At 30.7% G+C, this 6,682-nt stretch carries 4 protein-coding genes and 1 tRNA gene; 1 reads left to right on the top strand and 4 read right to left on the bottom strand.

Annotated features, from left to right (window positions below; genetic code table 11):
- Window positions 1-332: 332 nt before the first annotated feature.
- Window positions 333-419 (top strand) — tRNA-Leu (locus tag DFR78_RS09740).
- Window positions 420-624: 205 nt separating this feature from the next.
- On the opposite strand, the gene DFR78_RS09735 is transcribed toward DFR78_RS09740, so the two are convergent.
- The 4 genes from DFR78_RS09735 to DFR78_RS09720 all read right to left on the bottom strand — a co-directional run bounded on the left by DFR78_RS09735 (window position 625) and on the right by DFR78_RS09720 (window position 6,598).
- The gene (locus DFR78_RS09735) at window positions 625-2,013 is read right to left on the bottom strand and encodes a glycosyltransferase (RefSeq protein ID WP_114458653.1); all 1,389 of its coding nucleotides are present in this window, start codon (window positions 2,011-2,013) and stop codon (window positions 625-627) included.
- A 346-nt stretch (window positions 2,014-2,359) separates the two neighbouring features.
- Entirely contained in the window at window positions 2,360-3,778 is a 1,419-nt protein-coding gene (gene cls / locus DFR78_RS09730) for a cardiolipin synthase (RefSeq protein WP_114458652.1), read from the bottom strand.
- 138 nt (window positions 3,779-3,916) lie between these two features.
- The gene (locus DFR78_RS09725; RefSeq protein ID WP_114458651.1) at window positions 3,917-5,053 is read right to left on the bottom strand and encodes a hypothetical protein; all 1,137 of its coding nucleotides are present in this window, start codon (window positions 5,051-5,053) and stop codon (window positions 3,917-3,919) included.
- A gap of 147 nt (window positions 5,054-5,200) precedes the next feature.
- On the bottom strand, window positions 5,201-6,598 hold the full coding sequence (locus tag DFR78_RS09720) for a GntR family transcriptional regulator (protein ID WP_158531755.1): 1,398 nt from the start codon (window positions 6,596-6,598) through the stop codon (window positions 5,201-5,203).
- Between the last annotated feature and the right edge of the window lie 84 nt (window positions 6,599-6,682).

The raw sequence follows: 6,682 nt of genomic DNA, 5'->3' as shown, positions 1-6,682 counted from the left end.
GTTTTAAATGCTTTTATTGTTGTGTTTAGAAGACTTATTTTAGTATTTGAAACATGTAAATTGGAAAATATTATATGCTTTTTGTGTTACAATCATTATATTATGAAAATATAAAAAGTTCAAATTATCTTCCTTTTTTCTGTACTTGCTGTTTTTAATAAGCTTCTAAAAATAATTATGGTTAATGAGGCTGGAAAAATATTACTCATAATACCCACATATTAGTTTTATATCAAATTATTTCAAGATTTCTAATGAAAACAGGAAACTTCTTGAAAAATCAATCTTGCTTTTAAAATAAATTTATGATAATATGATTTATGTTAATAAATGCCGAAGTGGTGGAATTGGCAGACGCGACGGATTCAAAATCCGTTGCCTTCACGGGCGTGTGGGTTCGAGTCCCACCTTCGGCACCATCTTTATATAATAGAGATCATAGCACTTTTTAAAGTCTCCTTTTGGGAGATTTTTTTAGTTTTAGGGAATAATTAGCCCGACTCAACCAATAAGTCTTCCCAAAACAACATCCCCTGCCCCATACTTTTAAAAAAGCAAGTATAAATATTAAATAGAGTTTCCCCAAAATTATTTTTAGAGTTAAAAGAGATTTTATCATAAATATTACCTCTTTAACCTTTGTAAAATAGTCAGCAGATAGGCATAAGCAACATCAAGATTCATCCACCAGCGCAGTAGAGTACCTTTTAGAAATCCGTACTTTTTTTCTTTAAGAGTTTGATAGTATTCAAATTTCTCCCATCCATAGCCATTACCTCGTCTTTTCGCAATAAAATTAAGGCCTGCTTCTATTCGATAACGATATTTAAAATTTTCCGGTAGTTTATTCCAGAGTTCACGCCTTACCGCACGCTCACCAGAGTTTAGGGCAAATAAAGTTACTGCTTTCTGCATAAAGTTATTTCTTACCCCAATATACATATCATATTTTCTTTTAGCAACAGGTTGAATAATCTGAGCAACAATTTCAACTGTTAAATCTTTTAGATCAGCATCACAGAAGAATAATATATCTGCCTCAGTATTCTCAACTCCCTGCTGCATTGACTGAGCCTTCCCCCTGTTGGTATCATTTTTTATCAATTTAACTCTTTCAAATCTGCTCACCACTTCTGCAGTATTATCTGTTGAGCCGTCATCAATAACAATAATTTCGTTTAAAAGCTCAGCCTGAGTTAAGACATCCAAAACCCGATCTATATTCTGAGCTTCATTATAAGCTGGAATAATAGCAGCTGTTGTATCCTCATTCTTATTTTTTTCTTTATTAATATTTTGATAAAAATCTGCAATATTTTTGTAAATTTCGGAACTTTTTTTCGAAAAAAATAGATTATGATTTTTATTATCTATAATTTCTATATAATGAGGAGCTTCAATTTTACGGCTGATATACCCAATTGCTTTATAATTTCCTATTGGATCATTTTTTGAATAAATTGTAAAAACTGGACATGTTATTTTAGAGAGTTCTTTTTCTAATAAATTATTTGCCTTTTTAATAATTTTTAATCCATTTGCATGCATTTGATTATAATAAAATGTGTTTTGGCGGATTTTCTCCTCTTCATCTGGTAATGGTTTTGTCCAGTACTTCTTAAAAAAACCAAGCAGTGATAAGCCAGGAATATTAAAGGGAAATTTTAATTTATATGGTAAGCAGACATTAAACACTCCATCTACAGGAAATTTACTGGCAAAATGCAGTGCCATTTGAGCTCCAAAAGAAACCCCCCCGAGAATAATTTCATCATATTTTTTTAAATCGCTTTTTAGTTCAGCTTCAATTTGATTAATAAAATCTTTTAAACCTGTACTATCAAGGGCCTGTACTGTTCTACCATGTCCCTTGAGAAGCATTACTTTAACATTTACAGCAAGAGTATTACATAAATATTTTGGTAAACCATTAAAGTCTGTTGGACTTCCTGTATAACCATGGATTAAGAAAAATAAAGTTTTAAAATCATTTTGTAGCTCTATATTAATCATAAAATCAACTCCAATAATTGAATTAAATCCAATTTTTATTTGTCTCTCTTTTATATGTTATGTCATTATCTACCAACAATATATAATACCAGGGCATTCGTTTTTATTCAGCTTAACTTTTCTGAAGATTTATTTTTTGCTAATAAAATCCTATTATTTTATTTTTGAGTTAAATTTTTCTACATAATTATTATATATCTTAATTCAGTAACCTACAAATTAAGGTAAGTAGAAATTCTTTTTATGTATATCAGATTGCAGAAAAATTATTCTAATTTTTAAAACAAAAAACCTATCTGTTCAGCAGATAGGCTTTCTTTTGCCAATTATTCTCTTATACATCATTTTATAATATAGGAGATAAGAGTCTGGATATAGATTCTCGAACCTTCATTGTCCAGCCTCTATTTTTGTATTTTTCAGTAGTTATTTCTCTAGAATGTTCTATATCTTTTAAAAATATCTCATCATAACCCCTGGCAATTTCGCTGTCATAGATAAAAGCATTTATCTCAAAGTTAAGTTTAAAACTCCTCACATCCATATTTGTAGTCCCAACTGATAGAATTCTGCTGTCTACACTTATAGTCTTGCTGTGAAGAAAACCTCTGCTGTAACTATAACAGCGGGCACCTGCTTCCAAAAGCTGACCTACAAATGAATTATTGGCTCCATATACAAAAGGATGATCAGAGTGGCCTGGTATCATAATTCTTACATCAACACCGGATCTTGATGCAAGCTGAAGTGCCTCCAGTATAGACTGGTCAGGTATAAAATAAGGTGTCTGTATAAAAATAGTTTTTTCAGCTTCATAAATCATCTTCAGAAAAAAGAATTTAATCTCGGTTTCTTTAGAGTCCGGTCCACTGCTGACAATTTGAACAGGTGAATGACCTTCAAATTCTTTTTTTGGAAAATAATATTCTCCCCTCTTTATATCTTTCCCAGAAGCAAAATTCCAGTCTAAAAGAAAGCGGTACTGCATGCTGTCAACACTTTCTCCCCTAATACGCAAATGGGTATCTCTCCAGTGACCGAAGCGACTAGAAAGACCTAAATATTCATTACCCACATTTATTCCCCCTAGATATCCTATCTGACCATCTATAACGACGTTTTTCCTGTGGTTGCGGTAATTAATATCTAAAACAAAAGGTGCAAATGGAACAGCTTCTCCACCTGCATCTTCAAGTTTGTGAATAGAATATCTGGATAAATTTCTGCACCCCATCTTATCATATAATAGTCTTACTTCTACGCCTTCAGCTGCTTTTTGTGCCAAACGATGAATAAATTCGTCTCCAAGGTTATCATCTTGAATTATATAATAGCTGGCATGTATAAATTTTTCTGCATTATCAATATCTTTAAATAAATCGGCAAACTTATCTCTACCATTTGTATAAATATCAAGTTTATTATATCCTACTACAGATGGCTTTTCACATCTGAGACCAATTCTAATAACACTTTTTTCGAGATCATCAAAATCTAAATTATCCACATCCATAATTCCTGTTTCGCCGCCAAAGTTAAGTTCTTTTAAATCGTTTTCTCTCTGTTTTCTCAAAAAATGATTTCTCTTTTTTGGCGTTAATCCAATAAATAAATAAAGTATAAAACCCAGCACTGGAATCAAAGTTAAAATTAAAAGCCAGGCCCAGGTGGCTGTTGGGTCTTTTCTTTCAAAAAATATAAGTAGTATTATAAATATTATATTTAAAATTATTATTCCAGAAGGTAAATATGATAATAAATTCATGAAAAGCTCCCTTCAAAAAAGCAAAAAATTTAAATTCTGTAGTATCAAGCTGATTAAATATTTTTAGAAAAATCACAGGAGGAAATAGTCTGGTATTAATACCAGACTATTTCCATCTTCAAACTTATACTCTAAATATTAATATCTGTATATTGCCGCTATATATGTTCCATCTGGCATTTCTTCTGAATTTAAAGAATAAACCTTTCCTCCATTTTTAATAACATTGAGAGCAGCAAAATTATAAAGATCATAGTCTCTAATTGAATTGTCTTTTTTGACTTTATTATTATCCTTATCAAAAAAACCTTCTTTTTTAGCTGTTTTATCCAGCAGCAGCGTATCTACCTTACTAAAATAAGCAGCCTCAATTATATCTTCCAGATCTTCTGAACTTTTATCGGTGTTTTTAAGTTCACCGTATTTTGCCAGAACTTCATCTGTATAATCATGAAGATGTGGTTCTATTAACTGTAAGCTTTTTTCGTATAATTTATCAGAAGGGATTTTTTCTGGATTACCATTAACATTTTTATTTAACATATGGGGGTAAGTATTTATATTCTGATAGTGAGAAAACAAACTGTCATCTGCCGCAATAATTAGTTTTTCTTTCGTATTTTTTAGTCGGTTATTAACTACTTCATTAATCTTACGCAAATAATGAAGAAGGTCTTCATTATCTTCTTCCCCTCCTCCACCTCCGTGATAGATTGAAGAAGTTCCTGCTTTGCTCATGGAAAGGGGTGATTCAGCAGCCTCTTCATCAAGATTGAGAAATTCTTTTATATTCTTGGGCAGGCCATTTATTTCCAGCTCATTTATTTCACTTCTATCACATTTATATAATTTGCTGTAATTTGGACTTAAAGCTAAAAGATAATATTTAGGATTATCCCAGAGAACAGAAATCAGCTGTTTTATATTAAAATATCTGCTTACATGTGTTTTATCTGAAAAATCAACCGGCAGTTTAAAATACTCAAAAATATCTTTATTTAAAAATACTGCCAATCCACTTTTCTGATTCTGCCAGAAATCTACTTCTTCTACCAAAGTCTCTATCCGAGACAGCATTTTTTTAATTTCTCTTTCGTTAAACCTCCATCTTTTTTTCAATTTTTCTGTTACTTCCTGAATTAAGTTTTTAAATTCAATTTTCAGCTTTGTAAATTCACCTTTTTTAACAGACTGTGTTGACATGTAAATTGATATACAAGGCTCATCCTCACAACTTATCAATTTTTTTAGTATCTGAAGATTAATTTCATCCATTAATACAACCCCCTAATTGAAGTCTGTTCCTTACATAAGTACTGTAATCACATTGTACCAAAAAATTAACTTTTTTAAAAGAACTAGACAGGTATATAAAAGGACTTTTTAAAACTGCAAATTAACATCAAATAGATGCCGATAAGTCTAAATACTGTTTTCCTTAATGAATTTTCTATAAATTTCTGCAAATCTGATAATCCCCTGTCTAATTGTAAATTCATCTACAGCTGCATAAGAAAAGATTATATTATTATTTTCTTTCCTGTTATAATAAAAGTTATTTTGATCAGCAAGCAAAATATCATTCCTTTTGGCTCTTTTTAAAAAGTTTTCAATATTAATTTTTTTCGGCAGAATTATCTTTATATAAAACCCGGAATCAGATGTCTCAAGTTTTATTTCTTCAGGCATATGTGCAAGCAGCTCATTTTTACTTATGATAGATCTATTTTTTAATGTATGTTTTAATATTTTTATTCTTTTTTGAAGGTAAGAAGTACTAATATAATATGACAGCAGATGGCTTATTAAATGGTCTCCAGCAGAATTTAAATTAAATTCTTTATTTTCTATCTGTGTCTGTCCGTCCGGAAAAACAATCAGTCCGATATCCAGCCCGGGAAATAAAGTTCTTGTCATTCTAACAATCTGAATAACAGTATTTTTTTTGTCTATTTTATAAAAGCTCTCATCTTTTGGCTTATCCTCATCCCAAAAATAATAACTGTCTACAACTATTATTTTAAATTTCAGCATGTGGGCCAGGTCTAAAAGTGACTTCTTTTTGTCTGCACTCCAGCTGCACACATTTTCAAAAGAAGGATCACTGTTTAAAAATAAATAATCAATCTTATTGTTTTCCAGATAACTCATCAACTTATCAAAATTTATGTCCTCAATCCCCTCAATACTGGGCGATTTATTTTGTTTCGACAGTCTTTTAATAAGATCTATTTCTCCTGGTTCTTCAACTAAAATAAAATCACTTTCACTAAAAAGATCAAAAAATATTAAATCTAACTGATCTGTCCCAGAATATTGATTTTTCTGACAGCCTGTTTTTACTGGAAACTGTTCTATCAGCTTCTGCAATTCATTTTCTTCTGAATTTAATGCAGAAAAGATCCCACCTGATTTTAAAAACCAAACTTCTTCAAAAATAGTATTTATGTCATAAGATTTAATTATTTCTTCATTTGAGAAGATTCCGCTGAAGTTTATAAGTGATTTTTCCCCATCTTCTTTAGAAGATAGAACCCTTAATCTTCTGTCTATATCTTTGTTTTCTTTTATTTCAGAGCTGGCAGGAGAAATAAAGCTTCCGCTTCCTTCTTTTTTATAGATATAATTTTCTGCTTCCAGTATATTATAAGCTTTTACTACAGTTTCAGGATTCACCTCAAGTTCTGATGCAAGTTTTCTTATGGAGGGCATTTTGGTATCAGGTGTAAACCTATTTTCAAGAATTTCCTCTTTTATTTTTTCATAAATCTGTCTGTAAAGGCTCTGTTCAGCATTCCTGTCAAGTTCAAAATTAAACAAATTAAACCGCCCCCTTTCTTTTTTAAAAATTTTTCTATTTTCTCCGTATTTTTAAAGTTTTTGAGTTCCTTGTTCAGTTAAACC

The sequence above is a fragment of the Halanaerobium sp. MA284_MarDTE_T2 genome (assembly GCF_003337245.1).
In the GTDB taxonomy this organism is placed as follows: Bacteria; Bacillota; Halanaerobiia; order Halanaerobiales; family Halanaerobiaceae; genus QPJE01.
Note: the sequence above shows the minus strand (reverse complement) of the source record. Positions and strands in the feature narration are given on the sequence as shown.